Origin of the sequence: Alkalibacillus flavidus, assembly GCF_040545925.1 — a bacterium.
Lineage (GTDB): Bacteria > Bacillota > Bacilli > Bacillales > Alkalibacillaceae > Alkalibacillus > Alkalibacillus flavidus.
In genome coordinates this window covers 16,067-42,058 of sequence record NZ_JBEPMX010000016.1, presented here as the reverse complement: position 1 = coordinate 42,058, position 25,992 = coordinate 16,067, and the positions used below count along the sequence as shown (strand labels likewise).

The following is a 25,992-nucleotide window of genomic DNA, read 5'->3' as shown; positions in this document are numbered from 1 at the left end:
CAAGAAAAATTAGGCTACCTTCCTCCAATTAAGTTTGGAGAAAAAGTAGCCTAAGAAGGTGTTTTATCTTTGTCTCATTTTACTAGGTCAGTCTATCTCGCGCTCGATCTTTTTTATTAAAATCCACTATAAGAATCGCGTTTAAATTGTCCGTTCGCTTGGTATAAATATTTTTCTGGTACTTGTTCCTCTGCTTTCGGGAACAAGTCACGCTCTTCAAAGCGAATATGGTCTTGTAACAGTTGACCTAAAGCTTGCATCTCTTCAGTCATCGCACGTGTCGAATGTCTTAACTGATGAACATAACCACGGATTTGTGCGTGTTCATATAACATCCGCTTCACCGCGTCGTGATCTACTTCTTCTCCATATGCTAAATACAACGGTATCAAGACGGTTTCTTCATCGACGAAATGTTGTTCACCGTCTGTTTCCCAAAAGTGAATCAACTGTCTGAGCATATCACGGTACCCGTACTTTTGTTGATCTGTGCCTACTTTCGTCATATCGACTGCCATCACTAGAGCATGATGATGATGGTGTGATAACGGATATAATGATTCATGTCGTTTCATCAATCAACGCCTCCTTTGACGTTACCAGAATTTATAACCTGGTGAACCTGGTGCTGGATCTTGAATGATATCCATCACCGGAATCGTATAGGCGACTAAAATGAGCACGAAAGCAATACCGACCCATACTTTCCAATTCTCAAGAATCTTAGGTAATTTCTCCTCTTCGTCAAGCGCTGTACCAATTGGGAATTCTTCTTTGCCAATTGGTTCTGTTTTCGCCAAACGAATAATGAGAACAAGGAACATAAAGATCGAGAATAATAGTAATGTACCACCGACTGCCATCGCGGTTTCGTAACTGCCCCATTGACTAGCGACCTCATGACCATTATAGTCTGTATTTTGCGTACGGCGCGGGTTTCCTAATAAACCTGAAAAGTGCATCGCTGCTGACATAATGAACATACCGATCGTCCATAAAATAATTTGGAAATTAGCTAAAGCGTTCATGCGTTTCGTCAACACACGTCCTTTGAGATGCGGAATTAACCAATACGCAATACCGAAAAACGTTAAAATAACGGTTGCCCCAATGGTAATATGGAAATGGCCTGTTACCCAAATCGTATTATGCACGACTTGGTTCATCTGGTGACTTGCATTAATAATACCACCTGCACCAGCAGGAATGAAGTACGCCATACCGATAAACGCTGATAAAAAGCGAACATCGCTCCATGGTAATCCTTTAAACCAACCAAAAATACCTTTATATCCTTTTTCACGTCCAGCAATTTCAAAACTAGCAAACATTGAAAAAGCGGTCATAAGCGATGGTAGAATTACTGCAAACGTTAAAATAACCTGTAAAAACTTCCAACTCTCACTAATACCCGGCTCTGTTAACTGGTGGTGAAAGCCGACCGGAATCGAGAACAAAATAAATAGCAAAAACGATAAACGCGCTAATGAGTCACTAAAGATCTTGCCACCAATCACTTTTGGCACAACAATGTACCATGCCATATAAGCTGGTAATAACCAGAAATAAACGAGCGGGTGGCCGAAATACCAGAACAATGTACGACTTAACGTCACATTAATTTCTTCTTGGAAGCCGAGTGACCACGGAATAAATTGAAATAAGACGGTCGCAACGACACCTAACGTCGCAATAATCCATAACACGAGTGTGGCAACAGCCATAAAAGCAAATAACGGACTCTTCTGACCTGGATTTGCTTTTCGCCAACCATTGTATTGCGAAATAATCGCGTAACTAGCAAAATACGTCCCGACAATTAATAGGGCTAATGCAATATAAAATAAAGGTGAAGCTTGTAGCGGTGCATAAAATGTATACAACACAGTCGCTTTATTCATGAGGATCATCACAACACCAAGAACTGTTCCAACTGTCATTAGAATAAAGCCGATCCACGCTGACTTACGACGATGTGACGACAACTCACCTGTCGTTCTTGAAACACCTGCATACATAAAACCGAAAATAAATAATGTCGTAAAGACTAATGCTAATAACACACCATGAGCCGTGAGTATTTGATAGTAATTTAACTTAAACGGTAATGTAATCGATTCACTTCTTACCAATGTCTGCAGTAAACCGAGCAAACCACCAATTAAAAGCGCCGTAAACGCGGCATAAAAATGATATAAACTAAGACGTGCATCTAATCGATTCACCATTTACTCCACCTCCAATTCGGCACTCATTAAGTGGTGTCCTGTACCACAATACTCATTACATAAAATCAAAAATGAACCTGCTTCATCGAATGTATACGTCGTTTCATTCACATGACCAGGTGTGGCCATCATGTTAACGGTCGTACCCGCAATTTCAAATCCATGTACGACGTCTTTCGATGTTATCTTAAAGTGAACGGTCGCCCCTTCAGGAATCGTCACTTCATTCGGTGTAAAGCCGTAAGACTGCAAAATCATAACAAGCTCATACTCATTCTCCCCGATTTGATGCAAGCCAGGATCATCAAACGGTGGGGTTTCTTCTACATTTTCAGGATCAACTTTCGTCAAACCACTAGGCGCCCCTTGGCCTGATGCGAAAGCTTGAATGCCTACTGTCGTTAAAAATGCTACTAATGTAATAAATCCAATTGCCAACCACACTTTTTCTAACTTGTGCACGTGCATAAGCTCACTCTCCCTTTAAAAGATAACTTACATAAATCCGACAAAAATCCCTACCCACATCAATGTTATTAATAATCCGACGATTAACACCGAAATAAACGTGCCATAAAGTTTCGGTTCATCATGATTCGACTGCTTTTTTCGACTCATTTCAACGCCTCCTTTTTCATTCCTACTCTTATCATACACATGCCATAATCAGAAAAATGTGATATATATCACATTTTGAGCATAAAAAAATGACAACATTGTGATAGTTATCACAACATTGCCATCGCTTTTATATCAATTTTTCATTAGCTATCATAAACGAACACTAATCTATGTCGCAAGTTTCATGCTCATATTCGATCGATTAACGCTTCATAGTCATGTACGACCACCTGTTGGCGAGTGTATGTAATAATGTTCGATTTTTTCAGTTGATTAAACGTTCGATTGACCGACTCGCGTGTTACCCCGATCATATTCGCCAGGTCCGCATTCGTAATCGGCAAACTAACCAGAATCTCACCATTGTCGTCCGTCTCACCTAATTCGTCGGTTAATTGAAGTAACATCGACACCGTTCGTTCAAACACTGTTTGAGTGCTCATTTGTTGCACCCGTGATTGCAAGTCTAAAATTTTCTTCCCCATAACCCGCATCACTTTGATCGAAATTTGTGGTTTTTGAATTAAAAGGTTTTCAAACGCTTCAATTGGAATGGCTATTAATTCAGTATCAGAAATGGTAACGGCTGTCGCAGGATATGGTGTGTCGTCGAAAAAGCCGACATGCGGAAACATATCATTCGAATGAATGAAATTAATGACTTGTTCCTGGCCGCCTTCACTCACTTTATAAATTTTAACTAAGCCCGAGACGACAAAATAAACCGCATCACGCTTATCACCCTCACGAAACACGACGTCATTCTTTTTCATCTGCTTAGGGCGCGAAATGTCGTTCACTTCGATTAATTCTTCATCTGCTAAATCGCTAAATATCGGAAACTGGCGAAAGAACGTCTTCGAACAAGCCATTGAACCTCTCCTTTAACCCTTGTACCTTATCCTATTATAACGTTGAAACGCCTTCAGTGATAACACGAAACTAAGAATTCTTTATCTGTCTCAGAAAGTTCAACCAATCACTTCGACTCGGGAGATGCCAATCATAAATCACGGACAGCATTCTTAATGCGATAATCAAAGTTAACAAGATCATGTATTCAACCATCTCATCAGCTAAGCCAACTCCGATAACTAAAGCACCTAACACCGCCCACATCGCATAAATTTCTTTATGTAAGACAAGAGGTTTGCGTCCAGCAAGCACATCACGAACCATGCCTCCGCCTGTCCCCGTTAAGACACTTCCAACTATGACAGCTGGCAATGGATAACCTGCAGCCACAGCAAAAAGCGCCCCTTGTACCGCAAACGACGACAAACCGATCGAATCAAAAAATGCGCCCCATTTAGCCCATCCGGTTAAAAACCAATGAAACGGGATAAAAAACAATAACGTGAGTGTAATAAATGCGATCAGAAATAACATACTTTGGTTCCACACTTCTGAAACGGGTAAACCTAGAACAACGTGGCGAATCAAACCTCCGCCAAACGCCGTCGTAAAGCCTAGCAAATACACACCGAACAAATCATAGCGTTCCTCTAAGGCCACGATCGCTCCACTGATAGCAAAAGCCATCGTTCCAATCACATTTAAAATATCCCACGTCATCGTTTCACCTCCCATAAACATGTTTAAGACTTATATTATTTTAACAAATATTGTCGGGTTGTGACGCGTTTACAGGGAATATTTTTGAAAAAAGAAAGAGACCGGCGATTGCCAGTCCCTGTTATCATGATTGGATTTGGTTTTGTGTTTTAGCAATACCGGAGTGCAATGTTTCATGTGACGTCGAAAATTTCACTACGTCCTCCACCGTTTTCAGGTGAAACATCTCAAACGGGATAGATTGGTCTAATTTTCCTTGAATCAACTGCTGAAGCGATTGATGATTTGCTTTCAACTGTTCTAACAGTTCGTCTTTCGTTGGCACAGTCTTACCTTCCCAATCTTGAGGGCTTGTGCCACGTGCGAATAAGTGTGGATAATGTGCTGGTAATTGGCTCGATTCACCGACAGCATTCGTCACTAAGTAATCCGTTGTCACCAACGCATGACCAATGTTCCAGCGTGGGTTGTTATTAAATCCTTGAGGAATACGGTCTAGCTCTTCTTCTGACATCGTTTCTGTTAATTGAATTAAACCGTTGCGAAAAAAATCCATATCTACAAAAATCGTTTGTTCGTTCATTCTCCATCCCCTCCTATAGATGATGTTACCAAAACGAACCCCAAACTTAAAAGCATCCCGCTCGCTATTGAGCGGAATGCTTTAGCTTTAATCCAAGATACGATTGTTCTCGTCAACATCACTTAAGGCACGGTTTTCTGGTTGATCGTAAAACGAGACATAACCATCACCACCACAAACGGTGCATGTATAGCGCCATTCTTCATCGTCCATTAATAAACCTGCGCCATCACACGCTTTACAACGTGACTGTTGTGAACCCATTTAGACACCACTTTCTTGTTTGTTTTTAACCCAGTTAATAATGCCTCCTGCTAGTATTATGTCCAAATGGCGATCAGTTAAACTGTGTTTCACGCGAACTTTTTTGTCTTTTCCTTTAATTCCGACTTCGAATTCATATGACTCTTGAATCTTCTGACGGACATCGCTGAATTCTAATACGTCATCTTGTTCGATCTTGTCGTATTCACTTTCATCCGCAAATGTTAACGGTAAGATACCGAAGTTAATGAGGTTCTGTAAGTGAATACGTGCGAAATCTTTCGTGATCACCGCTTTCATACCTAAATAACGTGGCGCTAAGGCTGCGTGCTCACGACTGGAACCTTGCCCGTAGTTATAACCACCGACAACCGCATGGCCCCCATCATTTCGAAGATTCATCGCACGCTCATAATATTCATCATCGACAATTTCAAACGTGAACGCACTAATCTTCGGTAAATTACTGCGGTATGGTAGAACGCGTGAACCACCCGCTAAAATTTCATCCGTCGAAATATTGTCACCCATTTTCAGTAATACAGGTACTTCAAAATTATCCTGTAACGGCTCCATACTCGGAATCGAACTAATATTAGGGCCTTTATCAAGTTCAACCGTTAAACCTTCAGCTGGAGCTGACGGCTCTTCTAGCATATGCTTTTCTTTTTGGAAATCGACTTTAGTCGGTTCCTTAATTTTTGGATAACTCATATCTAATGTGCGCGGGTCCGTGATTTTACCTGTTAGTGCGGATGCTGCCGCTGTTTCCGGACTACACAAGAACACACTGTCTTCCTTCGTACCAGAACGACCCGGGAAGTTACGCGGCGTTGTTCTTAAACTGTTACGACCGGATGCAGGGGCTTGCCCCATACCGATACAACCGTTACAACCCGCTTGGTGCAGTCGTCCTCCTGCTTGTAGCAAGCTTGCGATATGACCATCTTCGACCAGTTGCGTCAGAATTTGGCGCGATGACGGGTTAATATCTAACGATAAGCCTTGAGCTATATGTTTATTTTTCACAATTTCTGCTACAATCGCAAAGTCGCGATAACCTGGGTTAGCGGATGAGCCAATATATGATTGATAAATCGGTTCACCTGCTACTTCGCTAACTGGTACAACTTTACCTGGACTGGATGGCTTCGCAATAAGCGGTTCCAGTGCAGATAAATCGATTTCTTCATCAATATCGTATTTAGCACCTCGATCAGCCGTTAACTCTTCAAATTCATCCTCACGACCTTGCACTTTCATGAAATGCTTCACTTCTTTATCAGCTGGGAACACTGTACCTGTTGCACCAAGTTCAGCCCCCATATTCGCAATGACGTGACGGTCCATCGCTGATAATTCTTTAACACCTGGACCATAATATTCGATAACTTTGCCAACGCCACCTTTAACATCGTGACGGCGCAATAGTTCTAAAATAACATCCTTTGCACTGACCCAGTCAGGCAACTTACCAGTCAATTTAATGCCCCAAACCTCAGGCATTTTGATGTAATATGGTTCTCCAGCGATTGCTAAAGCAACATCAATACCACCTGCTCCCATCGCAAGCATACCCATACTACCATTAGCACACGTATGACTGTCTGAACCGAGCAGTGTCTTACCTGGTTTAGCTAGCTTTTGCATATGAACAGGGTGACTTACCCCATTACCTGGTCGACTATAGTAAATACCAAAACGATTGGCTGCACTACGTAAAAACATATGGTCGTCCGGGTTACGGTAGTCGTCTTGAATTAAGTTATGGTCCACATACTGAGCAGACACTTCTGTTTTAGCTTGATCAATCCCCATCGCTTCCAGTTCCAACATAACCATCGTACCTGTTGCGTCTTGTGTTAATGTTTGATCAATCTTTAACCCAATCTCTTCACCAGGTGTCATTTCACCCGAGACTAAGTGTTCTGAAATCAATTTCTGTGTTACATTCATTTTCATTCCAACATAACTCCCTTCTTATTATATCCGGACTTCCTATACTTATTGTTCAATGTACCCGACTTCACTATTTCTTAAACCTGTCACAACCGATTAAACGAACACTATTAGAGTGCTCACAACTTAAAAAATCATAATTTTTTTACGAAAAATAATTGCATCCGAATTATAACCATGATATATTTTTCATAATTTACTTAATACTTTAATAATAAAAAGCGTTTAAGTAGACAAGCTAAAAAGCGCTAAAAGGAGAGATTTGATGCAAACCGTTAAACCGAAAACTGTCCCAAAACATTTACGACAATATACTGTTAATCAAAACTATGAAAACTATACACCGATTAATCATGCCGTTTGGCGTTATATTATGCGACAAAATCACAATTTATTGAAAGACCGAGCACACGAGGCTTATACTGATGGACTTAAAGCATCGGCTATTTCGATTGATCATATCCCGAATGTCGATGAAATGAACGAAAGCCTTGCCCCATTTGGTTGGGGCGCTGCCACGATTGACGGCTTCATTCCTGGAGTGGCGTTCTTTGAATTTCAAGCGCAGGGAATTTTACCCGTCGTGGATGAAATTCGCCAGTTAGACAATATTTTATATACACCAGCACCTGACATTGTGCATGAAGCTGCTGGGCACGCGCCGATCTTAGCCGACCCTGAGTATTCAGCATTCGTCAAACGATTTGGCGAAATTGGCATGAAAGCATTAGCAACCAAGGAAGAGCACGACCATTTTGAAGCGGTTCGTCACTACTCGAATTTGCTCGAAAAAGGAAATGCGACAGAAGAAGAAATTGCAGCAGCTAAACAACAAGTCGACGAATGTGAGGCGAAAATCACGGAATTATCAGAAGCACAAATTGTCGGACGATTCTTTTGGTGGACCGTAGAATTCGGATTAATCGGTTCACTCGACGACCCGAAAATTTATGGCGCTGGCCTACTATCCTCAGTCGGTGAAGGAGCTAATGCGTTAAGCGACGACGTTGAGAAGATTCCATTTGATAAAGACAAAGTGATCGAAACGGATTTCGACATTACGAAACCACAACCACATCTATTTGTTTGTAAAAGTTTCCAACAATTATTAGATGCAGCCGAAGAACTCGCCGAGTCGATGGCATTCATGCAAGGTGGTACGGAAAGCTTAGATAAAGCCGTCAAATCTGGCCATACTGCCACTGCCGTCTTATCATCTGGCTTACAGATTACCGGCACGATATCTGAGTTACTAAAAGACGACAACGAAGAAGCAATATTAATCAAAACGGATGGCGAAACAGCTTTAGCGTTTGAGGGTGAGCAATTACAAGGACACGGAACAGAGCGACATCAACACGGATTTCAAGCTCCAATCGGTCACGTCACCAATATCGACAAACCGATTGAGGACATGACAGACAATGAGTTATCAAACCATCAACTAGAAATCGGTGAATGCTTGTCTCTCACATACGACAACGGGTTACAGGTTAACGGAGAGATTACAGCCATTGAAAAACGAAACGAAAAAGTTATTTTAATCACATTAACGAATGGAAGCGTCAGTCGCGGGCAGGATCCACTGATTACCTTTAAGGAAGAGCCGTTTGATTTAGCTATCGGAACTTCTGTCAGTTCTGTTTTTGCCGGCGCAGCTGACGGCGAAAACTTCCATACCGTTATCGAACAGGATGATGAACGAGAATTAGAGTCAGCTGACGACCCTTTAAATGACGTTTATGCCCGTATTCGTAACATCCGCGAGCATGGACCGTCAGTTGAAGCGATTGCTGATAGTCATTCTGAGCTAAATGAGAATCATACGAATGATTGGTTATCTCGTCTCGAATTATTTGAAATGCTTCATGAGATCGCGCCAGATGCACCACTTACTGCTACGATTTTAGAGGAATTACGCCAATTACAAACCCTTAGCGACGATTATCATACGTTAATCGAACGCGGCTTATCAATTTTAGATTAAAAATAAAGCGCGATCACCTAGTTTTTAGGTACTCGCGCTTCTTTTTATGAATACGATAACGCCTCAGCTACAGCACGTTCGACATGGATAAGTGACGTATCAAATACTGGGACAGACACATCCTTCGCTTGTATCAACAACCCGATTTCCGTACAACCAAAAATGACTCCTTCTGCACCACTATTTAGAAGCCGATCTACGACATCCAGGTAGTACTGCTTTGACTCTTGACGAAACTCACCTAATACTAACTCATTAAAAATAATGTGATTAATCTGTTCTTGTTCATTCGGATCAGGCACCATCACATCCACACCGTGTTCCTGCACACGACCTTTATAAAAATCTTGCTCCATTGTATACTTCGTTCCTAATAACGCAACCCGATTTAACCCCTGTTGTCTAATCGCTTCAGCCGTCGCATCCGCAATACGAATCACAGGAAGCTTTGTTGCCTCTTCAATCGGGCTGATGACTTTATGCATCGTGTTCGTTGCGAGGACGATCATGTCAGCACCTGCAAGTTCTAATTTTTTAGCAACGTCGGCTAATTCGGCACCTGCTTTGTCCCACTCACCTTTAGACTGATATGCTTCAATCTCTGCAAAGTCAACACTAAATACAATACATTTGGCCGAGTGAAGTCCACCTAATCTTTCTTTCACAAGACGATTAATCTGTTGGTAATACGTGACTGTCGACTCCCAACTCATACCACCAATAATCCCAATCGTTTTCATATATTCCCCGCCTTTCAACACCATTCGGCAATTATTTCCCCGGAAATAATTGCGAGTTTTACAAATGATGACTAAGATCAATAACCGTTAGAATTATCTTAATTATTCATGAATTCAACAGTTACTTCAAGTTTTTAATTTAAGATTGAAAAACATTTCATAAGAATGGTATGATTTGTAGGCGATTGTCAACAGGCAATCGCAAAATACAGCAGTTAGCCAAAACCTGCTATAAAAAAATTAAGGAGATGACAACATTGAACGAATTATTATTTTTTGTAACATTAGCGATTAATTTTATTGGGATTTTAACCTTTTACAAATTATTCGGTAAAACAGGGCTTTTCGCCTGGATTGCGTTTGCAACGATCGTCGCAAACATTGAAGTGGTCAAAAGCGTGAACATTTTCGGCTTAGAAGCGACGCTCGGAAATGTCGTATACGCAACCATCTTTTTAGCGACCGATTTAATAAACGAAAAATACGGTAAAGAAGAAGCAAGAAAAAGCGTATTCGTCGGCTTGGCGTCGATGGCCTTTTTCGTCATCATGATCCAAATCGACTTACATTATGTACCAAACTCACAAGACTTCGCACAAGAACCGATGGAAACACTATTCAGCATCACACCACGCGTCATGATCGGAAGTTTCGTCGCTTACTTCGTCTCACAATTAATTGACGTTTACGTATTTGATGCCATCAGACAAAAAACAGAAGGTAAATTTTTATTTATCCGTAACAATATAAGTACAGCAACAAGCCAACTCATCGACAGTTTCATTTTTACATTCATCGCATTTTTAGGTGTATTCGAATTCAGCACTGTCGTAATGATCGGTATTACCACTTATTTGTTAAAATTACTCGTATCCATTCTAGACACGCCAATCATTTACCTGGCACGAAAAATGAATGGACCCGTGAAAGAATAACGATTTAAACCATCGTCAAAAGTTGGCGATGGTTTTATTTGTTTAAAAACGAACGTACATAACCCGAAAACACCCAGCACATACTAACCCTGTATCAATCAGAAAGGGTGAAAACGATGGGAAAAGATGAACACAACGGCAAAAGCAAGAAACCACTCGGCCAAACACCGAAACACCAACAAGTCCAAGCCAAAGATGTAGAGTTCGCAGAAGAAATCGCTGACAGTGCCGATTTCGAAGCGCAACGACGCGCAGCCGAAGCCGAGGAACGCACACGACAGGAAAAACATAATAAACGACGATCGTTATAAAGGAATCCCCCAAACCGCTTTGTGTGAGTGGTTTGGGGGATGAATTATTTAAAATGAAATAAGCCATACATAACTAAAATCACAGAGTGCTAAAACCTGCTCCTAAATTTTCTTTTTGTCTTTTTAGTCACATTCATAACTAAAATCACAGAGTGCTAAAACCACGGTATTCATTGACGTATGTCGTGTACAGTCACATTCATAACTAAAATCACAGAGTGCTAAAACTGTCAAATTGCGGTTTTTACTCCAATAACGGTCACATTCATAACTAAAATCACAGAGTGCTAAAACTTCATCTTTGTAACCTGCAGCACACAAACCGTCACATTCATAACTAAAATCACAGAGTGCTAAAACGCGTCGCATTGTGTAAACGGAATTAACCGTGTCACATTCATAACTAAAATCACAGAGTGCTAAAACTTGAGTAATTTTTTATTTATTTACCTTATAGTCACATTCATAACTAAAATCACAGAGTGCTAAAACACGGAAAACTGTTATGAGTAAAATGGTATGGTCACATTCATAACTAAAATCACAGAGTGCTAAAACGGCTCGTCAAAATCTGGAAAAATAAAGTCAGTCACATTCATAACTAAAATCACAGAGTGCTAAAACTAAATAATTAATTTTGCCAGAAGAGTTTGAGTCACATTCATAACTAAAATCACAGAGTGCTAAAACCGCACATCGCACTAACGATTAGGTTTGCTAGTCACATTCATAACTAAAATCACAGAGTGCTAAAACCAACCTATGCGGTTAACTGTTACCGGGACAGTCACATTCATAACTAAAATCACAGAGTGCTAAAACAATTAGCAAAGTCTTCTTCGATTTCGATTGGTCACATTCATAACTAAAATCACAGAGTGCTAAAACAAGCCCAACGCATCGCCGACGAATTTGTCGGTCACATTCATAACTAAAATCACAGAGTGCTAAAACTACAACAAACGTCCAGTCGAGCGCTGTTTTGTCACATTCATAACTAAAATCACAGAGTGCTAAAACGCATATTGCATAATTTTAGACCATTCTCAAGTCACATTCATAACTAAAATCACAGAGTGCTAAAACCTTGGTATTGTAGTCTTTGTTAGTGTGGTTGTCACATTCATAACTAAAATCACAGAGTGCTAAAACGACGAACTGAACGAGGTTGACCGTCGTTAAGTCACATTCATAACTAAAATCACAGAGTGCTAAAACAAGCTACAAATCGATACAGCGCGATGTTGAGTCACATTCATAACTAAAATCACAGAGTGCTAAAACCAGCAACGATGCGGGCACGTCTCGGGTTTGGTCACATTCATAACTAAAATCACAGAGTGCTAAAACTGCCAGGTGTGATCAAACGCTCAATTGCGTGTCACATTCATAACTAAAATCACAGAGTGCTAAAACTTGTCTAATCGGTCGGGTGTTAAAACAGGAGTCACATTCATAACTAAAATCACAGAGTGCTAAAACAATTATGTTTTGGGGCGTACCTAAAAAAGGTCACATTCATAACTAAAATCACAGAGTGCTAAAACCATCATTCCGTTATTGACGTTATAAAACGCGTCACATTCATAACTAAAATCACAGAGTGCTAAAACATTAAAAGAGGTCAATATCTGAGATCGTACGTCACATTCATAACTAAAATCACAGAGTGCTAAAACTGTGTGAGTTTCGTTTTTATAAGTGAGATAGTCACATTCATAACTAAAATCACAGAGTGCTAAAACCTCTAATGAAAATATATCACACTTTTTCATACATCTCCATAACGTACTTATAGACTGGCACATCAATGTTTTCTGCTTTTAAATCTAATTGAAATGGAAAATCCATTTTCATAAACATATAGACAAGGACATACAAAGTAGATGAATCAAACACTATGATGTCTGCCTCACGGTAGTTAGAAATTAAAGGGTTTAATTCAAACATATTTATATGCTGGGTCATAATAGATCCAACGCATTCCCTCAATTCCTCTTCGTGATAATCTAACGGGCTATGCCATTCTAATTCTTCGATTAAATCATTTGTGAAAATTTGTTTATCATAAATATAGTAATTTTGGTAATCAATATGGTTAGTTAGAAATATCATTGATTTGGTGACGACGAAAACGGGTATATCTTCGCCAATAGTGTGCAACAATTCCTTCATCACTTTTTGTTCATAAGGACTTAAGTACAGCTCCGGATACATATAGAAAATCATTTTCTTACCTGTTACTGATTTTTTCAAGTATTGTTTAAGGATAGGTAAGATCACTTTAGCTTGGTTTAAAAAATCATTTGTTTCGTCATCATGTCGCTCCATTAAACCTGTGTTAAATTCAATCATTTTTAAATAAGCATCGACCGAAAAATACTTCAATGAAATCGGGTGTTCTGGCAGTGCATTCTCAGCTAAATCTTCCATTAACGTATTGATCGTTTGAATATAACCATCCGTTTCAACATGATTGAGTAAAGAATGTTTCATCTGTTGCTTCAACAACGATTTAGATCCAATTTTCGCCTCTTCTATAATCATTTCATTTGATAACTGAAATGCTTGCATATATTGACTCTCAACATCAGTGAAATCGTTTTGAATATCTTTTATGGTCATTACATCCTTCACCTTTGACTTAGGCTGAAAATAATTGACGACAGAATCAATTAAATGACTTTCACTCGTTGTATAATTCACAAACAAAGAACTATACGTTCCAATATTTAATTGATATGACTGTTCTTCAAAGTTAACTAACCATTTTTCCTGCATAAAATCCCACCTAGAATTCTATCGTTCGGTTATCACTTAAAATTTCGATATTCCTGTCTTCTTCACCGACTAATATTTTCATGCCTTCAAACTGTTTTTCCGTGATGATCATAGCCCGAACATGACCTTCTTTCGGCAAAAAATTATTGACTTGATTGATGGTTCCTTGAGCCGCTTCTTTATTAATACACGATTTAATATATATTGAATACTGCATCATCAAAAAACCATTGCGAATTAAATTCTTACGAAACTTTGTATACGTTCTAATTTGTGCTTTTGTTTCGACTGGCAAATCAAACATGATCAATACTCTCACGAATCTAAGACTCATGAAAATTCATTTTATTGACATCAGGCATTTTTAATTTTCCAGATTCACCAGTTTCAAAAGCATCAAAAAGTGAACTTACAAAAAGCTCAATTGAACGTATAATAGTGTGCTGTTTCTTGTCTGTTTGCACTTTTGCATGTAATAAATTTATTAATTGAATTCGGTAATCTTTCGTGAGGTAACCTTCTGGAGGATGTTTAATGACGTAATGATCTACGATTGGTCTAAATGGTTCTATGATATCAGAAGCTAAATTGTGGGGATTTCTCTCTCCGATGTGATGAATACCGAGACCTGGAATTAACCCTTTTGCCACAATGGTCCGTGCTATAGCAGAGTGAATAATAGTATAGCCATAATTCAAAGCGGCGTTTTCGATATAATCATCACTGTCACGCGTATAATTCTCATCAAAGAAACTATTAAAATATATACGTGCAGCTTGTCCTTCAATATTATGCTCATCACCTGGTACTAGAGAAAGTTGTAGACTGTCCATCTTTTCTATACGATGTGGTTCAACTAAATGTTTACGCATAATAACTTTCTGGTTTTCTATTTTTCGGTTAATAATCCCAGACCATATCACATCCTTTGTCTCGTCCGACCAGTTAAGCTGTTTCATCATTTGTTTATACTGACCAAAATGTCCGGATACTGGTTGTATCAAACATTCTGGCAAGTATTGTTGATTACATAGTAGTACCAGTATATTGTGTTTTGATAATTCAACCATTAGACGCGAAGATAATTTACATGACAAATCTTCAATCACTAAAGCAAAAATGTCATTCAAGGGGACCACTACATCTAAGTCCCCTTGATATACTCTTAAATTATCCAAGTGCAATGACAATTGATCAACTTGGCTTACGTGCACAACTCGCCAACCCATGAAACCATCCTAACCTTTTGGATATTCAAATTTAAGTTTTTCTTGGTTGACATATTCATTACCTAGAACGTCTGTTGTGATTTTATAAAAACTTTCTGTCTTCCCTCCAATCGTCTTTTTAATTCTATTATTCTTTATCCCTTCACGTTCACAATAATCCTTAAAATCATTGATCACGTTATTAAATTCAACAACATTAGCGTTATCATTATTAACTCCTATAAACCTGAATTTCTCTCCATTCAAGGAACAAATATCATTCGTATATAAACTAAATAAAAAGCCTTCTTCAGAGCTTATATTTTTCTCAGCCAATTTCTCACCATAATATGCCCGTGAGATTTTATAACTGTCACCAACATCTTTCAAGTCATTATAACGAACGGTCACGAATTTATATTTTCCATCATCCCAATAAACATCCATTCGAAACGGTTTAATAGATTGATTGACTACTTTTTTACCTTTAGGGTTAAATTTATGTGAAACATCCTTATGCGTTTTCAACTTATCCCCATAAAACTTAACACTTTTGATTGGCGGTCCGTTCCCTTTTTTACTATACTTATGAACGTAGTCACCAGTTTCTTCATAGTACTTGTGTAACGGGTTCTTCGCTTCACTATATTGTTCAACGATTTGAAGCAAATTGTTAAATGTTTGAGGATCATGATGATACATTAATAGCTTCTCAGGTTTTTTCTTCATCTTATCAACAAGTTTAGTTTGATCTTTATCATATAAATTGCCGATTTTTTCAACTACGTACTCATCTCCGTCATGTTCACGCGTTGAATATAATGTATCGTTCATCAGTTGACGATTCGGCTTCATGTCAACTTTATGGGAATACTTGTAACGGCCGTAATCTTTAATAGCTTTCACTTTGTTCATCCGATTATTGAATGATTCTAAAAAGTCACTATCATCAATAACTTCGCCAGTTTCCGCATCAGCTACTTTAGTCTCGGTCATCACGACATTTTGTTTCTTCAACTCTTTATTATGGTCAAATAAATAACCAGCCATTGCGACAATCAGTGCATCTTCAGCATGGTGTTTGAAATCCGCTCCGCGGTCTTTTGGAAAACGCCACTGCTTTCTTAAGAAATCTGTAAATCCACCGTTAATTGATTTCACATGAACGGTACGATTATTTTCTTTAAAAAATGAAGTTAATAAGGTTAATAATTCACGCGTTGCGTACCGTGTATCGACTAAATTCCGATTAATAAATTCTTTCTGTAGGTCAAACTTGTTAATATCACGCTCTTCTAATAGATACTCTTTCTTCTTCCTTGGCATCTTTTGCGGGTTCTTAGCCATCTGTAAAATATGCGTTTTGAATTTATCATAACTAATTGCACCATTTCCAGATTTCAAATATTGATGTGGTGTTTGATTACCTTTCTTTTGGTTTTCATCTGCTTTGACGAGTACTTTATTATTCTGTGAATCGTCAAACGAGACAGACCTAGGAATAATATGGTCTATTTCGTATTTTTCATGATGATCTAACAAATCGTCGACTGGAATCGGCTCTAGTGAGTACATGCATAATCCATCTTGTAGATGCCACAATCTCAACTTATTGAAAATACCTTTCTTCTTCTCACGTCCTGCTGTCGCTAATTTTTCTTCGACTTGTTTATTAATTTCTCGGTGATTCTTTTGTAAGTTTTTATAAAAGTTTTTCCGATCTTCACTTGAAGATTCTCGTGCTAACTCAACGACAATTTCTTTCGGTTCACCATACTGTTTCATCACTTCATTTACGATTCGAATAGATTGTTTAAATGATCGTTTCACCACGGGGGACAAAATCCAATCATCGATGTGGTTATAAGGCAAGTACTTGCGTCCGGTTAAATCGATCTCTTTCGGTTGTAAACCGTATTTCGAAAACAGCTGCATTTGATTATCATTTGTTGCCCATAGATCAGGCAATATTTGATGAATGACTTTCAAGCTAAGTGAATGGGTACCTGTATAATTTAACTGACTTAATTCCTCTAACTCATAGTCTTTTAATGGTAAGTCTAGTTTTTCTAATTCGTGTTTAACATCACTCGGTGTTTGATAAATCGTTGCTACCTCAGCTATTTCATCAAGGACTTGAGGGTCTTCTATAACATCAACTTTATCAGTGACATTTTTGACCTCATGATAAATCGTAAGTGGCGTAAACAATGGTTTTTGTTTCGAGTTAACACGATAACCGCGAATGTCATGTTCATCAACCTCTATTTTTTTCGCAATTTGTTTTAATGAAGGGTTTTTGTATTTTTTATAAACATGATTAATTATGGACTCTTTTTCTTCTTGTGTCAGACGATCATTCTCAGAACGTGAAATCGTTAAATTATTCAACTCATTCAAAGCATTAAACAATTGAGCTGAATAAGATTCCTTCACCGCTCTAAGTTCTTCCGGATAATAACTACAGCGTCCCATCATTTGTTCATACCACTTATGAACGTCTTCATCCCAGCCGTATTGACTTCCTTCACCTGGACCTTCCCAATACTCGCGACGATTTTTTAATAGATCTATATACTGTTCAATGAATCGCTCATCAATTTCCTTATGATGATTCGTTTGTGTTTCTAGTAATTTTCGTGCTTCTTTTACATAATCATCTGTTTTAAACCGATTGTCATGACCACGGACCTCGCCGTATTGTTCCAATCGCTCTAATTGCAATTCGCATACATAGCGATCCTTTAACGCTTGAGCATTTTTACTTAATTGTTCTTTCGTTGATTGTTCATTTCCACTTCCGCTGTCATCTTCAACTGCTTCAACATTATGTATTCCTCTTCGCTTGCCTAAATGAATTAATGCAATAGCTAATTCATTTTTAGTTAAAGCATGATTTAAGCCTTTTACTCTGACATGATAAGGTGTCTCAATCATGTTATAATCCAAATCTTTTGGAGATTCGACCATATGATAAGACTGTAATAACTGCTTAATTCGTTCTAGTCGGTGACGTCGTCTTCTTAACAATCGACGTGCTCCTCTAAACCCCCGTCTACCTTCATTGTTGTTAACATCCGCTTCAGGAAATAACCGAACACCGGCATCGATAATGTTTTGGTCCTCGTCAATCAACCCCCAGCCAACAGAAGCAATCCCTATATCTAGCCCCAGTGTATACTGACCATCATACGGTTTCATGCCAATTCCTCCCTAAAATATGTATAAATCTAATTATAACTGAATATTCAGTGATTTTCCAGTAAAATAACGAAATATGGAAGAATTAGTCGCTGATTTCTCTAACCTTTAATACAAAAATAAAAGAGCCTGTCAAAAGACAGACTCTTTGGACCCGAAATGGGTCAGCTCCGGTACAGAGACCTTATTTTAGCAGGTTCTGTGACCTTAATTATGAATGTACATTTACTATAAAATATTTCAAATTATTTGTCAACTATTTTTTATTTCCTCCGACTCACCCGCGTCGTTAGCAACAACGATAACCACAGCCCGACACCGATCGCGAAAAATACCGAGAAGGAGGCGAATGCGACGAACAGTTCACCTGTTGCCATGCCTGAAGTTACAGCTGTGAAAACGGCAAATAACATAAAGCCTACGGTTACGGCATACAAGGCAGCGCGAATTCGATTCATCGCGTATAAGTTGGTCGTTTCGCGACTTAATAAACCGTATGTCAGAAAAACGCCGCCGATCACGATGAAGATGCCTGTTCCCGGCACTGCGACAGGATCGACTTCCATGAACATCATGCCGACTGTCATAAACAACCCAAACACAATTAACATACCACTGAGTACAAGAGAGACCGTCGATATGCGATTTGTCATCGACGTGTAGGCAGAAAGTCTTGCTGGATCTTCCCCGTGTTCGCGCATATCCTCGACGAGACCGCTCATGTCCCCCATTGATGCTTTTGCTTCTTGTAATGCTTCTTCTTCAGACATTCCTTGTTTTTTATAATCTGAAATTCGTGCGTGCATATTGGTGATGAGCTCTTGTTTTAAATCAAACAGTTGTTGGCTATCGCCGACGTCTTTAAACAAGTCGTCAATGTAGCGTTGTACGTTTTGATTAAGATTCATTGTCGTCTCCTCCCATAATTAATTGATCTAAGACACCTTTCGCAAATATCCAATCGTTGCGATGTTGTTCATAGGCATCGAGGCCGGATTGGGTGATGCGATAATATTTTCGTCGACCTCCTTGCGTTTCGTCGCCCCAATACGATTCAATGAGCCCGTCTTTTTGCAGCCTACGAAACGCGGTATAAAGGGTCGCTTCTTTCAATTCGTACTGGTTGTCACTTAAGGCGATGATCTGTTTGTAAATGTCGTAACCATAACTATCGCCTTGTCTCAATATGTTTAAAATAATCGTTGATGTATGTCCACGGATTAAGTCCGTTGAAATATGCGATGCCATATAACCTCACCTCCACAAATACAATGTACACCATATTACTTTGTCTGTCAAAGTAATATCTCTGAAATAAATTAAAAAGTGCAGGAATCATTGAGAAATTTGCGAGAATCCTTATGGAAAGTGCAAGAATCATTGAAAAAACTGCAGGAATCCCTTCACAAACTGCAAGAATCATTGAGAAAACTGCAGGAATCCCTTCACAAACTACACGAATCATTCCGAAAACTGCAGGAATCCCCTCACGAATTGCACGAATCACACTCACACAAACGTAAAAATCCCCCTTAGCACAACGCCAAGAGGGATGTCATTCATTTATTAAAATGTGTAATTTAAACTAATCATTTTCCGGTTCACCATTTCGTGAATGGCGTATTTCACGCCTTCGTAACCGTACCCTGACTGTTTGCGCCCACCATAAGGCATGTGGTCAAATCGTAATGTTGGGACGTCATTGACTAATACTTGGCCGACATTGATTCGGTGTGACATATCGATCGCTTGCTTCATGTCATTCGAAAATAGGCCAGCACTTAATCCGTATTGACTGTCATTAATCGCGTGTAACGCTTCATCACTTGATTGAACGCGATTAATGATGACGACGGGACCGAATGCTTCCTCTTTTGAAATTTTAGCGTCTGCTGGGACGTCGGTTAAGACAGTTGGTTCAATGCCTTGTTCTTGTTTTTGCCCGCCTGTCACGATATTAGCGCCGAGTTGTTTTGCTTCGTTGATCCATTCCATTAATCCTTCTTGTGATTGTTCGTCGATTAAGTTGGACAAGTCTGTATTGTTATCGAGTGGATCGCCGAATGTAAGCTTCTCCGTTTCTTGGACGAACTGGTCTAGAAATGAATCGAAAATGTCGTCGTGTACGTATACGCGCTGTGTACTAATGCAGACTTGTCCGTTATAGGAAAACGCTCCATTAACTGTTTTACTTACGACGTCATCTAGGCGGTCGTGCATGCTTTTATCGACGTACAACGCTGAGTTATTACCGAGTTCCAGGGTGACTTTTTTCAGCCCGGCTTGAGATTTAATGTCACGTCCGACACGCGGGCTACCTGTGAATGTTATTTTCTTCACGTCATCACTGTTAAGCAGTACCTCACCTAAATTTTTGCCGTCGCCAGGGATGACTTGATAAGCGTCGCTTGGAAGGCCCGCTTCAACGAGTGCTTCTCGTAACAAAATCGCTGATAACGGCGTTTTCTCAGCTGGTTTAACGATCATTGTATTGCCTGATGCAATGGCTGGTCCGACTTTATGCACGACTAAATTTAATGGAAAATTAAACGGTGTAATCGCGCCAATCACACCTATCGGCTCATATATGGTATACGCATCGCGTCCGGCTCCATTAGGCGCTGCGTCCATCGGAATCGATTCGCCTTCTAATTTACGTGCCTCAACGGAAGCAAACTTTAACGTCTGAACGGTACGATCGACTTCCCCTAACGCATATTTGATCGGTTTACCCGCTTCTTGCGCAATCGTTTCAGCTACCATTTGTTTTTGGTCGGCAATAATGTCGCTCGCACGGTTTAAAATATCGGATCGTTCATGCGCAGGCATTGAGCGGACTGTTTCAAATGCATCACTCGCAAGGTTGACCGCTTTTAACATTTGCCCCTGACTGCATTCTGGAACTCTTACAATTTCTTCTTTCGTATGAGGGTTCATTAACGCATACGTTTCGGTTGCGTTTTTCGTTAATTCATCAAGATAGGGTTGATACTGCAACATCATATCACCTTCCATAGTTTATTACGTCTCCCTTTACTATTCCACAAAATTTCATAAACGTAACACCCTTTAAGCAAATCCATCCCATTCAGCAAAAAATTGTTGCAAATATTGCTCCATAAATTGGTGACGTTCGCAGGCGATCCGATAACCTTCTTCCGTATTCATCTTATCTTTCAATGTTAATAATTTTTCATAAAAATGATTGATGGCAGAACTGTCGCCACGACGATATTGGTCTGGTGTCATGGATTCGCGCGGGAATAAATTCGGATCATGAATGGGACTTCCTTTTGACCCTGAATAAGTAAAACAACGTGCAATCCCGACTGCCCCAATCGCATCGAGCCGGTCAGCATCTTGAACGACCTCCGCTTCAAGACTCGGTAAGGCCTCAAAACCGTGTTTAAACGAAATGGTATCGATAATAGCGAGAATCTGATCTATGTGATATTGCGACACACCTTGATTCTCGAGCCACGATTCAAGATTCGCCCGTTCAAGATCAGGGTCAACCACAACTTTATCATCTATGACATCATGTAGAAGGGCTCCCATCGTCACAACCCACGCATCAACTGTTTCCGTTTTCGAGATGTGTTGAGCATTGTGAACAACGCGTACAATATGCCACCAGTCATGACCCGATCCTTCTGATTCAAGTTTTTCTTTCACCATCTGTTCCGTTCGTCTAATTATCTCTTTTTCATCTTCCATGACTGTGATGCCACCTTTTTTCATAAACTCTCGACAAATTCCGTCACCTTTCACCGTTTACAAATCCTAATCCTTTTATTATGATGTAAGTATAACAAAACTGCATACGTGATGAACATGCACTAGGGGAGCTACGTCGTGTGGCTGAGAAGGAATGTCCTGACCCTCAAGACCCGAACTAGATAATACTAGCGTGGGGAAGTGCAGTGAGGCTTGAACAACTGTAAGCACGACCACACTAAGGCTGAACTGCATTCCCACGGGATGCAGTTTTTTTGTTATGACACTACATTTTAAGGAGGCGATTCGTCATGACGAATCAACAGTGTGGAACTAGTCGCATCGCAGGTGTTCAGTTTACACTCTTTCCGATGAGCGACAACTTTGTGGACATTATTTTGTCTGCATTAGATGAGGTCGACCATTCGAGTGTGTGGAAGGAAACAGATGATGTCACAACGTGTATGAGAGGTAAAATCGTGCATATTTTTGATATCACGAAAGCGATCTTCTTACACGCTGCTAAAACAGGTGAACACGTCGCGATGAGTGGTACCTTTTCAGTCGGTTGCCCAGGTGATAACGAAGCGGACGTGTATATGGCAGAAAGTGACGAGCCGGTCAACGCGCCTAACTTAAGTGCCAACGAACAACAAGCTGGGTGTAAATTTGCCATTCACCCTCTTGGTCGCGACGATTATATGGACAAAATTTACGAACAAATCGACTTATCAAAAGCGCGCGGCGTTGATGTCAGTCCGTCCCATTATATGACGCGTTTAGACGGCGATGTTGCATCGATCTTTGATGCTATGGAAGAAGCTTTCGAAGCTGTGCAGCAAGAGGTATCGCATACGACAATGACCTTTACGATTTCGGCGAATAGCCCGTCTAATCGATAGGAGGATAACCATGACAAAACAATGGAAGTTAAAAGAAATTGTCTTAATGTCCATTTTGGGTGTGGCATTTGCGGTTATTTATTTATTAGCGTTCGGTTTAGGTCAGGGACTCGTCGGGTTGTTAACACCTTTTGGGATCGGGCCATTAGGATATGAGTTTATTTATGGCATTTGGTTTATCGTGTCAATCATCGCAGCCTATATTATCCGTAAGCCTGGTGCTGCATTCACGTCGGAGTTAATCGCTGGTACTGTTGAAGTCTTGATCGGCAGTCCGGCTGGCCCTCAATTAATCATGAGCGCTGCTGTCCAAGGCTTAGGTGCAGAAACGGCTTTTGCCCTTACAAAATGGCAAGATTATCGTACTCGCATCTTAGTGTTAGCTGGTGTTATGACAGCCATCTTTAGTTTTGCGTGGCATTTTTACTCTGCCGGATTTTATGCCTACGAATACTGGTTAGTTGCTATTATGTTAGTCACAAGAATCATCAGTAGCATTCTAATCACAGGGCTTCTCGGTAAATGGCTAAGTGATCAATTAGCTAAAACAGGTGTACTAAGAGGGTACGCGCTTGGAAAAGAACATCGACAAAAAGGTGAGCACCATCATGTCTCATAAACCGGTCCTAACTGCCGAACATTATTCATTTAGTTATGAGACATTAGATCAACCAACATTGGATGACTTAACGTTCTCATTGTATGACAATGAGGCGACGTTGTTGATTGGGCCAAGTGGTTCTGGTAAATCGAGTTTGTCCCTTTGTTTAAATGGTTTATACCCTGATGCGGTTGAAGGTGTCGCATCAGGGGAGATCTTTTACCGAGGTCACTTGATTAAAGACTTCGCTAAAGGAGCACTTAACCAACAAATCGGCATCGTATTTCAAGACCCTGAGAGTCAGTTTTGTATGATCACGGTTGAGGATGAACTCGCATTCACCCTGGAAAATTGCCAAGTACCACGGGACGAAATCGAGCACCGGATCAACCAGATACTGAACCATATCGGAATGATTGACTATAAACAACAAGCAATCCATACACTTTCGGGCGGTCAAAAACAAAAAATCGCACTCGCGTCGGTGTTATTGCTTGAACCAGACGTTCTCATTCTCGATGAACCGACGGCCAATTTAGACCCGATGAGTCGGTTAGAATTTATTCAATTAATTGAACAATTGCGCATGACTATGGCGCTAACGATTCTAATCATCGAGCATCAGGCAGACGACTGGCTTAAACTGATCGATCGAGCCCTCGTTTTAAACCAAGACGGTCAACTGATAGAAGATGGTCCTGTCGATACAATCTTTCAAACAAAACAGACCGTGTTAATGGAACATGGCATCTTCATCCCTGAACAATACAGGCGTCATAACCACCCACGCAAGCCGACTATAGACGCAGTGCACCGTAAGCCGTGTCTCGCGATGAAGAATGTTTCATTTTCAAGAAACCATTCACCTATATTACAGCATATCAATATGACCTTTCATCAAGGTGAAATGATAGCAATTGTCGGTGAGAACGGCGCAGGTAAATCAACATTATTACAATTAATAGCTCGGCTTTTACAACCAAATGACGGGGCAATTACCTTTTTAGAAAAATCGCTCAACGATTGGAAAGAAGCAGCGTTACGTCAACATATGGGCTTTGTATTTCAAAACCCTGAACATCAGTTTCTGACAGACACAACGTATGATGAAGTGGCTTTCAGTATGACGTTGAACGGTTACGACTACGACACAATCAACAGACGAACAACTCAATTATTAAGTGACTTTCAATTACTTCAAGAAAAGTGGCAAAACCCGTTTGCGTTAAGCGGAGGTCAAAAACGCCGCCTCAGTGTCGCGACTATGTTAGACGAAACACCTGATTTATTGTTATTTGATGAACCAACATTTGGCCAAGATGCTCAAACAACTGCAGAATTAATGCATCTGATGACCAATATTCAAAAGCAAGGAACGACGATTGTTTTCGTCACGCATGACATGGACTTAGTCGATCAATATTGCGAATCTGTTTATGTGCTTCATGATCAAAAGGTACAATATTACAACGATCCTAAAACCCTTTGGCAACAAGACACCTTATTAAATCAAGCACGATTACGAAAACCATCTCGACTAGAAGAAGAGAAAGTGGGTGTCGTCCATGGTGTCAGCCGTTAATCCAACTGTTAAAGCAATTGCGATTTTAATTCCAGGGGTTTTACTAGGATTAACTTTCGACATTTACACGCCACTCGTTTATTTGTTGTTCGTATTCGTTGTAACTTTATGGCTGTCTGATATTCCATTCAAGCGATGGATTACGTTTTTCGCCCCATTCGTTTTGTTCATCGCATCGTTTTCGTGGGCTAGATTATTATATACGAGTGACACATTTCAAGGGGGATCGGTTCTCTTTTCATTTTGGACGTTCGAGGTCACAACTGGTGGTGTCGCAGTTGCGATTAGCTTAGCGTTACGCTCATTATGTTTTATCGCATTATCCCTTTTGTTTATCCTGACAACAGATTCGACGAAATTCATGTTAAGTTTGATGCAGCAATTAAAATTGTCACCCAAAATCACATACGGCGTCTTAGCGGGGTACCGTTTTTTACCGACATTTAAGCATGAACTCGACGTATTACGACAAGCACACCGCATTCGTGGCGTTAGTCGGGCCAAAGGAATTCGCGGACGCATTCAACAATTTAAACGTTACAGCATTCCTCTGCTCGCCAATGCGATTCGCAAAGCTGAACGCGTCGCTAATGCGATGGAATCGAAAGGGTTTACAGGAGAACGTGATCGAACGCACTATCACATGATGACCGTCACAAAGCGTGATTGGATCTTTTTAGGGATGATGGTCGGCGCACTTCTCTTAACCTTTGCTACGTCTTACTATTTTGGTTACTTAAATATTTTCGGCCATCAATTTGGATAAGCGACTATCTATTTCGCCGTAAATCGCGGAC

Annotated in this window: 25 protein-coding genes, 1 CRISPR repeat array and 1 riboswitch; of the genes, 7 read left to right on the top strand and 18 right to left on the bottom strand. The window is 40.0% G+C overall.

Annotated features, from left to right (window positions below; genetic code table 11):
- Positions 1-116: 116 nt before the first annotated feature.
- The 9 genes from ABID56_RS12285 to ABID56_RS12245 form a co-directional block, all read right to left on the bottom strand.
- On the bottom strand, positions 117-575 hold the full coding sequence (locus ABID56_RS12285; protein WP_354221654.1) for a hemerythrin domain-containing protein: 459 nt from the start codon (positions 573-575) through the stop codon (positions 117-119).
- A 21-nt stretch (positions 576-596) separates the two neighbouring features.
- The gene (locus ABID56_RS12280) at positions 597-2,228 is read right to left on the bottom strand and encodes a b(o/a)3-type cytochrome-c oxidase subunit 1 (protein WP_354221652.1); all 1,632 of its coding nucleotides are present in this window, start codon (positions 2,226-2,228) and stop codon (positions 597-599) included.
- Positions 2,229-2,696 carry a cytochrome c oxidase subunit II gene (locus ABID56_RS12275; protein ID WP_354221650.1) on the bottom strand — a complete coding sequence of 156 codons (468 nt, stop codon included), beginning with the start codon at positions 2,694-2,696 and terminating at the stop codon, positions 2,229-2,231.
- 27 nt (positions 2,697-2,723) lie between these two features.
- On the bottom strand, positions 2,724-2,846 hold the full coding sequence (locus tag ABID56_RS12270) for a cytochrome c oxidase subunit 2A (protein WP_354221648.1): 123 nt from the start codon (positions 2,844-2,846) through the stop codon (positions 2,724-2,726).
- A 191-nt stretch (positions 2,847-3,037) separates the two neighbouring features.
- Entirely contained in the window at positions 3,038-3,721 is a 684-nt protein-coding gene (locus tag ABID56_RS12265; RefSeq protein ID WP_354221646.1) for a Crp/Fnr family transcriptional regulator, read from the bottom strand.
- Positions 3,722-3,791: 70 nt separating this feature from the next.
- A complete protein-coding gene (locus tag ABID56_RS12260; RefSeq protein WP_354221644.1) occupies positions 3,792-4,424 on the bottom strand; it encodes a trimeric intracellular cation channel family protein in 633 nt (210 codons plus the stop codon).
- 124 nt (positions 4,425-4,548) lie between these two features.
- A complete protein-coding gene (locus ABID56_RS12255; protein WP_354221642.1) occupies positions 4,549-5,007 on the bottom strand; it encodes a DinB family protein in 459 nt (152 codons plus the stop codon).
- Between the two features lie 87 nt (positions 5,008-5,094).
- Positions 5,095-5,271, bottom strand: coding sequence for a hypothetical protein (locus ABID56_RS12250; RefSeq protein ID WP_354221640.1), 177 nt, complete (start codon positions 5,269-5,271; stop codon positions 5,095-5,097).
- A complete protein-coding gene (locus ABID56_RS12245; RefSeq protein ID WP_354221638.1) occupies positions 5,272-7,233 on the bottom strand; it encodes an aconitate hydratase in 1,962 nt (653 codons plus the stop codon).
- A gap of 262 nt (positions 7,234-7,495) precedes the next feature.
- On the opposite strand from ABID56_RS12245, the gene ABID56_RS12240 reads away from it, so the two are divergent.
- A complete protein-coding gene (locus ABID56_RS12240; protein ID WP_354221636.1) occupies positions 7,496-9,217 on the top strand; it encodes an aromatic amino acid hydroxylase in 1,722 nt (573 codons plus the stop codon).
- A gap of 44 nt (positions 9,218-9,261) precedes the next feature.
- Here ABID56_RS12240 and ABID56_RS12235 read toward each other — a convergent pair whose 3' ends face one another.
- Positions 9,262-9,957: an aspartate/glutamate racemase family protein gene (locus tag ABID56_RS12235; RefSeq protein ID WP_354221634.1), complete on the bottom strand. Its 696-nt coding sequence runs from the start codon at positions 9,955-9,957 to the stop codon at positions 9,262-9,264.
- Positions 9,958-10,214: 257 nt separating this feature from the next.
- On the opposite strand from ABID56_RS12235, the gene ABID56_RS12230 reads away from it, so the two are divergent.
- Together ABID56_RS12230 and ABID56_RS12225 are read left to right on the top strand one after the other, a co-directional pair.
- Positions 10,215-10,892, top strand: a complete 678-nt coding sequence (locus ABID56_RS12230; RefSeq protein ID WP_354221632.1) for a queuosine precursor transporter — start codon at positions 10,215-10,217, stop codon at positions 10,890-10,892.
- A 116-nt stretch (positions 10,893-11,008) separates the two neighbouring features.
- Positions 11,009-11,203 (top strand): YfhD family protein, encoded by a 195-nt coding sequence (locus ABID56_RS12225; protein ID WP_354221630.1) that lies wholly within the window; start codon positions 11,009-11,011, stop codon positions 11,201-11,203.
- 60 nt (positions 11,204-11,263) lie between these two features.
- Positions 11,264-12,948: a CRISPR direct-repeat array (repeat unit 36 nt; unit sequence GTCACATTCATAACTAAAATCACAGAGTGCTAAAAC).
- 16 nt (positions 12,949-12,964) lie between these two features.
- Here ABID56_RS12225 and ABID56_RS12220 read toward each other — a convergent pair.
- From ABID56_RS12220 to ABID56_RS12185, 8 genes are all read right to left on the bottom strand, one after another.
- Positions 12,965-13,984: a hypothetical protein gene (locus tag ABID56_RS12220; RefSeq protein ID WP_354221628.1), complete on the bottom strand. Its 1,020-nt coding sequence runs from the start codon at positions 13,982-13,984 to the stop codon at positions 12,965-12,967.
- Between the two features lie 10 nt (positions 13,985-13,994).
- Positions 13,995-14,303: a CRISPR-associated endonuclease Cas2 gene (gene cas2 / locus ABID56_RS12215; RefSeq protein WP_354221626.1), complete on the bottom strand. Its 309-nt coding sequence runs from the start codon at positions 14,301-14,303 to the stop codon at positions 13,995-13,997.
- 4 nt (positions 14,304-14,307) lie between these two features.
- Complete coding sequence (cas1, locus tag ABID56_RS12210; RefSeq protein ID WP_354221624.1) at positions 14,308-15,213, bottom strand: type II CRISPR-associated endonuclease Cas1; 906 nt, start codon at positions 15,211-15,213, stop codon at positions 14,308-14,310.
- A gap of 9 nt (positions 15,214-15,222) precedes the next feature.
- The gene (gene cas9 / locus ABID56_RS12205; protein ID WP_354221622.1) at positions 15,223-18,393 is read right to left on the bottom strand and encodes a type II CRISPR RNA-guided endonuclease Cas9; all 3,171 of its coding nucleotides are present in this window, start codon (positions 18,391-18,393) and stop codon (positions 15,223-15,225) included.
- Positions 18,394-18,656: 263 nt separating this feature from the next.
- Positions 18,657-19,301, bottom strand: a complete 645-nt coding sequence (locus tag ABID56_RS12200) for a permease prefix domain 1-containing protein (RefSeq protein WP_354221620.1) — start codon at positions 19,299-19,301, stop codon at positions 18,657-18,659.
- Entirely contained in the window at positions 19,291-19,641 is a 351-nt protein-coding gene (locus ABID56_RS12195) for a PadR family transcriptional regulator (RefSeq protein ID WP_354221617.1), read from the bottom strand. The genes ABID56_RS12200 and ABID56_RS12195 overlap by 11 nt, the downstream gene beginning before the upstream one ends.
- Before the next feature lie 318 nt (positions 19,642-19,959).
- Positions 19,960-21,408, bottom strand: a complete 1,449-nt coding sequence (locus ABID56_RS12190; protein ID WP_354221615.1) for an aldehyde dehydrogenase family protein — start codon at positions 21,406-21,408, stop codon at positions 19,960-19,962.
- Positions 21,409-21,462: 54 nt separating this feature from the next.
- Positions 21,463-22,164 carry an HD domain-containing protein gene (locus tag ABID56_RS12185; protein ID WP_354221613.1) on the bottom strand — a complete coding sequence of 234 codons (702 nt, stop codon included), beginning with the start codon at positions 22,162-22,164 and terminating at the stop codon, positions 21,463-21,465.
- A 60-nt stretch (positions 22,165-22,224) separates the two neighbouring features.
- Positions 22,225-22,327: riboswitch (TPP riboswitch) on the top strand.
- Positions 22,328-22,421: 94 nt separating this feature from the next.
- On the opposite strand from ABID56_RS12185, the gene ABID56_RS12180 reads away from it, so the two are divergent.
- The 4 genes from ABID56_RS12180 to ABID56_RS12165 are packed head-to-tail and all read left to right on the top strand — an operon-like array spanning position 22,422 to position 25,961.
- A complete protein-coding gene (locus tag ABID56_RS12180) occupies positions 22,422-23,012 on the top strand; it encodes a YkoF family thiamine/hydroxymethylpyrimidine-binding protein (RefSeq protein ID WP_354221611.1) in 591 nt (196 codons plus the stop codon).
- A 10-nt stretch (positions 23,013-23,022) separates the two neighbouring features.
- Positions 23,023-23,631, top strand: coding sequence for an ECF transporter S component (locus ABID56_RS12175; protein WP_354221609.1), 609 nt, complete (start codon positions 23,023-23,025; stop codon positions 23,629-23,631).
- Positions 23,621-25,195 carry an ABC transporter ATP-binding protein gene (locus ABID56_RS12170; RefSeq protein WP_354221607.1) on the top strand — a complete coding sequence of 525 codons (1,575 nt, stop codon included), beginning with the start codon at positions 23,621-23,623 and terminating at the stop codon, positions 25,193-25,195. The genes ABID56_RS12175 and ABID56_RS12170 overlap by 11 nt, the downstream gene beginning before the upstream one ends.
- A complete protein-coding gene (locus ABID56_RS12165; protein ID WP_354221605.1) occupies positions 25,179-25,961 on the top strand; it encodes an energy-coupling factor transporter transmembrane component T family protein in 783 nt (260 codons plus the stop codon). The genes ABID56_RS12170 and ABID56_RS12165 overlap by 17 nt, the downstream gene beginning before the upstream one ends.
- Positions 25,962-25,992 lie beyond the last annotated feature (31 nt).